The sequence below is a fragment of the Psychrobacter sp. FME5 genome (assembly GCF_014861375.1).
In the GTDB taxonomy this organism is placed as follows: Bacteria; Pseudomonadota; Gammaproteobacteria; order Pseudomonadales; family Moraxellaceae; genus Psychrobacter.
In genome coordinates, this window is sequence record NZ_RRYX01000151.1 from 1 (window position 1) to 5,064 (window position 5,064).

Below are 5,064 nucleotides of genomic sequence, written 5' to 3' on the forward strand. Positions count from 1 at the left end.
GGGTTTAAAACGCCCAATCAGGTGTTCTATAATATAATTTAGCGTTGCACTTGGTGTGTTAATCTAAGATAAATAACAGAGGCTCTGACTGGCTAAACAAGTAGTATAAATGGCATAAATAGCCAAGGAGCTGCAATGATAAGGCAATTGAGAGTCATTATCAATAAAAATGATAATGATTTTTATTAACTTAGGCAGCTAATTTTGATAAAATCGTCAATAAATGGAAATTAGTGAAGTTTAGTATTGATAATAATTATCGTTTGCATTATTATCAACACCATTCTACGTCAGTTAATAAATATTAGAGTTTTATGAGTTCAACGAATTTAGACGCGCCATCCAATAGACTTAAATTCACGGCCGTCGTTGCCGTCGTAGGATTGCATGCGTTGACAGCTGTAGCCTTAGCAGTGGTTAAGACGCCTGAGATAAAAGAAGAGCCTATACAAGAAACACAACCCATAGAAATAGATCTCATCACACCGCCACAGCCACCAGCAGCCGTTGAACCTGAACAGGAGCCGGCTGAGCCTGTGTCCGCTCCAGAACCAACACCTGAACCAGAACCAACACCTGAACCAGAACCAACACCTGAACCTGAGCCAACACCTGAGCCTGAGCCTGAACCAATACCAGAGCCTGAACCAATACCAGAGCCTGAACCAGAGCCTGAAATTGATCGCACTAAAATCATAGCAGCGCAAGCAGCTCGGAATGAGCAAGCGCAAAGACAGCGAGCTGAAAGAGAAAGAGTCGAAAGAGAAAGGGCAGAAGCTGCAAGAGTGGAAGCAGCAAGAGTGGAAGCAGCAAGAGTGGAAGCAGCAAGAGTGGAAGCAGCAAGAGTGGAAGCAGCAAGAGCAGCGGCTGCAAGAGCAGCGGCTGCAGCTAGCAATACACCAGTGAGCTTCACTGCCAGTAATGCAAACTGGGCATCTCGACCGAGATTCGAGTTTCCTTCACGTGCTGCTCGTAGCGCTCGTTCAGGTGATACTTTCCGAGTGGTATTGAGAATGAGAGTGAACAAACAGGGTGGTATTGATAGCGTATCAGTTGCTACATCGTCAGGTAATGCGGTGGTAGACAGAGAGGCGCAGCGCCAAGCACGTAGCGGCAGGTTCAAGCCATTTACTAAGAATGGTGTACCCGTAGTAGGCAACGTGACATTGCCAGTAAGCTATGAAGTGCCCTAGTAGGCGCGTTTAACTTGTTTTTCAACAATATTTATCCATAACTTTCATGATAGGTCGATTGGCATTTTGCTCAGCGCTATCATGTCACGGCATTAAACACTGCATCAAACATTAAGGAGTCTGATATGGACTTTATGTATTACTGGCAAATTAGCGATATGGTAACGAAGACTTTGTTCTTTTTACTGTTCGCGTTATCTATCATCTCGTGGGTGATTGGCATTCTTCGTGTACTACAAAGTCGCAAACTGGCTGCCAATGTGGCTGATGACTTGAGTCAGCAAATTGCGGCAAAACAGACTGAGCTGAGAGATGTTGATGCCGCTGATCGCCGATTGATCACTGAGCAAGCCTTGCTAAAAAATATTAGCCGTTATCGTTTTTCGAGTGAGCGTGGGCTTCCTATCCTTGGCACGACGGCAGCGATTGCACCGTTTATCGGTTTGTTTGGTACTGTGTGGGGCATTTTTCATGCATTGCACAACATCGGTACGAGTGGGCAAGCTGGCTTAGGTCAAGTAGCGGGGCCAGTTGGTGAGGCGCTTATCATGACAGGTTTGGGTATCGCTGTTGCTATTCCAGCGGTGGTGTTCTATAACCTTGCTGTACGTGTCAACCGCCGTGTGCTGTACCATGCCAACGATAGAGCGCATGACTTATTGTCAGCGTCTACCAAGCAAACGACTACACCGCAACCAGTCGCGGGTACTAGTACTAAGGCGACCACCAAGCCATCTACCAAAACAGATGAGCCGTCAGCTAGCCAGTATCGTGGTTCCGCACCATCAAAGGTGTAATCAGAGCCAGGCGAAAACCGTAGATAAAATAATGATAATGATCAGTGCGTCATTATAAGTTAACAACAGCAAGCTATCTTGCGAATATCCAAACGTATGGACAGTAGTGTCTTGAGGGTGATTATGGCATTTCAATTAGGTGATGATGAAGCGCAAAGTATGAATGAGATGAACCTCATTCCGCTTATCGATATTATGCTGGTATTGATGATTATATTTTTATTGACAGCGACAGTGCTAAATCCGACGGTACCACTGGACCTGCCTAAGACTAGTGCACAGGCCACTCAGACACCGCCAGAAGCCATTCAAGTCAGTATTGATAAAGATGCAGGAATCTTTTGGGACAGTGATCCTATCAGTATGGAAGAGTTGGAAGCACGTTTGCAGCAGCAAAGTGCAGAAGGTAAAGACCCTTCTGTGCAGCTACGCGCTGATAAAGAAGGTAAATATGATACCGTGGCGCAAGTGCTAGCGGCTGCTAGTAACGCAGGATTGACTAAGATAGCTTTCGTCAACGAATAGCTTTTGGGCAAGATTTTAACAGTTAGCAGTGGATGCGACTGCAGTGATGTAAGTATTCTGACCTTGCCATCGTTCACAACAGATGGATGGTTAGTAGTACAAACAAACTGACCAATAAAAAAATAATCAAAATAATAATAAGAAGAACAACTAAAATAATAAAAACTTTCTCCCGCCTCGCTTGGGTCACCTTGTGAGGTTTCCTTTATTTATACCGCTGTACTTATGTGCTTGATATCCAAGAGTCGTATTCGATATCTAAGAGTCTCCCATCTATAAACCTACTTAATACTAAAGCAGACTTTGACCTCTCAAAGATTTAGCCTTCCTTTAAAATATGCCTGATATGCCTACAAATTTTACGTGTTACGTGAAAGAGTCTTACCATCCATAACCAAACGGGCGACGACCGAAATCAAGGCGGCTACGTTTAAAAGGTCCGTATCCATAAGAGTAAGGTAAGCCTAGGTAGTCTAAATCGCGTTGGCGGATGTAATAGTAGCGCCCTTGTGAATAAGCCTCTTCGAGCGCTTCAATGCCTGCTAGTGGGCAGACTGACTGCCAATCATAACCTTCGCGGCCGAGTTTATAGGCATTGAGCTCTGTGCAGTAGTTCTTGAGCCCTTGTTGGCGCCCTTCCTCCCATTTCATACGGTTTGGCATTGTCCCACCGACGCTTGCGCAACTGTTTGCGTAATTACCAAAATAATTACCAGATCGACCACGGATACCGTCAGAGTAGCCAACTTCTTGCCAGTTGCTGGACTGACACTGCTGGGGCGTCAGGCTAGGAGTAGTCGCACAGCCTGATACAGTGAGGACGGCGGCACTCATCAGCGAAAAAGTAATACCAGATCGACTCATAAGGGTTTTCATGACTTTACGGCTCAAGGCAGCAGTTGATGAGTTTTGGTTGAGAGAAAAGTTCATAATAAACCTGCGCGCATCTAGAGTTATGGTTTATCATAGCACTTTTTTATTGTTGATGATTTTTATATATTGTTATTGTGCTTATATTTTTTCAGACATAAGTGGTTGTTATTATTGTATATATAGTATTTTTCAGAAGCGTCCGATGCAGGTGGGTAGCAGACTCAATCGTCAGCTTAGCTTGATTTTTAACGCTTCGAGCTCATTATAAGCACCTATACAGCATTATTCATTCAGGCAAAAGGTCAGGCTATCATGGGAATTACGATTGGCGTTGTCATTGTACTCTTTGTATTAGGGAGTATGATGGCGCTCAAACCAAACGGGGTCGATCAGCGTTTGGATAATCTGCGTATGACAGCGCGTCGTTTGCAGCTCAACCCAAAGCTTGTCACTTGCCCTGACTGGATCAAAGGTAAGGACGATGAGTATGGACGCGGGATGATGGGGCAGTATTGCTTGGTGCTAGATGGTTTGCAGCTGTCGCACACGCGTTATCAGGTGATTGATGGACAGTGGCGTCCAGATCTGGATTTTGTCGATCCGACTCCAGAGGATAGCAAACTCACTATTCCGAGTGCCATCCGTTCTAATCAAAATCAGACCAATACGTCTACTAATAAAACCAATTTTAGTTTGGATAAAACACCGCTAGACTTGCCGTCTAGCATCGAACCCTTTGTAAAAGGTTTATTCACAAAGGCCAATAGCATTGTCATCTATTGGGAAGACATCGCATACGTTCGCCCGTTGAATAACCCCACTTATCATAAACAACAGATTGAACCGGATTTGCTGGTGCTAAAGGAAAATCTAGAAAAGTGGGCGATAAAAATGCAGAAAAATTTGCAAGCTTAGGAAAGCAGTCTTTGATTTATTAAAAGTTAACGTTCAAAGGGATTTGTCTAACGCTGAGTTATTTGCAGTTGACAGTTTAACGCTTAGCAGTGTAACGTCTTTATAACCTTAGATTAACACATGAAGTGCAATACCAAATGCAAGGTGAAAAAAAGACCTAGATGCGCTAGCATCAAAGTTTTTATCCACCGACCAAAGTGAGATTGCAACCATGAGCTATACACATCTAAGCCTAGGTGAACGATACCAGATTTATGCCCTTAAAGGGGCAAAACATAGTATTAAATTTATAGCGAGGGCGTTAAACAGAAGTCCCAGTACCATATCAAGAGAGCTTAGGCGTAATAAAAGCCTACGAGGTTACCGAGCAAAGCATGCTAATAACAAGGCTTGTGACAGACGGGCTAACAACGCCACAACTATTGTGACTGACCTCTGGGCATGGGTGACAGACAAGCTTAAAGAGAACTGGAGTCCTGAGCAAATATCTGGCGTTCATGCTGGTATCAGTCATATGAGCATTTATCGCTATATTTGGCGTGATAAGAGGCAGGGCGGTACATTGTGGCAGTGTCTCAGACGTAAAGGAAAACCATACCGTAAACGCCTAACCGCTGAGACCCGTGGTCGTATCAATGACAGAGTCTCGATTCATGAGCGCCCTTGTATTGTTGAAGAACGCTCACGTATTGGAGATTGGGAAGCCGATACCGTTATCGGTCAGCATCACAAGCAAGCGATTGTAACGCTCGTTGAACGTA

The 5,064-nt window shown here is 44.4% G+C and carries 6 protein-coding genes; 5 read left to right on the forward strand and 1 reads right to left on the reverse strand.

All coding sequences use genetic code 11. From position 1 onward, the window contains the following. The first annotated feature begins 314 nt into the window (after positions 1 to 314). The 3 genes from EI161_RS13250 (at position 315) to EI161_RS13260 (ending at position 2,515) form a co-directional block, all read left to right on the forward strand. Positions 315 to 1,193, forward strand: coding sequence for an energy transducer TonB (locus tag EI161_RS13250; protein ID WP_192529765.1), 879 nt, complete (start codon positions 315 to 317; stop codon positions 1,191 to 1,193). A gap of 125 nt (positions 1,194 to 1,318) precedes the next feature. After that, complete coding sequence (locus EI161_RS13255) at positions 1,319 to 1,990, forward strand: MotA/TolQ/ExbB proton channel family protein (RefSeq protein ID WP_192529766.1); 672 nt, start codon at positions 1,319 to 1,321, stop codon at positions 1,988 to 1,990. 123 nt (positions 1,991 to 2,113) lie between these two features. Next, positions 2,114 to 2,515, forward strand: a complete 402-nt coding sequence (locus tag EI161_RS13260) for an ExbD/TolR family protein (protein ID WP_192529767.1) — start codon at positions 2,114 to 2,116, stop codon at positions 2,513 to 2,515. Between the two features lie 381 nt (positions 2,516 to 2,896). Here EI161_RS13260 and EI161_RS13265 read toward each other — a convergent pair whose 3' ends face one another. After that, positions 2,897 to 3,445 carry a DUF2799 domain-containing protein gene (locus EI161_RS13265; RefSeq protein WP_225735394.1) on the reverse strand — a complete coding sequence of 183 codons (549 nt, stop codon included), beginning with the start codon at positions 3,443 to 3,445 and terminating at the stop codon, positions 2,897 to 2,899. Between the two features lie 255 nt (positions 3,446 to 3,700). On the opposite strand from EI161_RS13265, the gene EI161_RS13270 reads away from it, so the two are divergent. Further along, positions 3,701 to 4,303, forward strand: a complete 603-nt coding sequence (locus EI161_RS13270; protein ID WP_192529768.1) for a hypothetical protein — start codon at positions 3,701 to 3,703, stop codon at positions 4,301 to 4,303. Positions 4,304 to 4,514: 211 nt separating this feature from the next. Further along, positions 4,515 to 5,064: IS30 family transposase (locus EI161_RS13275; protein WP_192529769.1), on the forward strand; the 550-nt coding region annotated here is incomplete at its 3' end.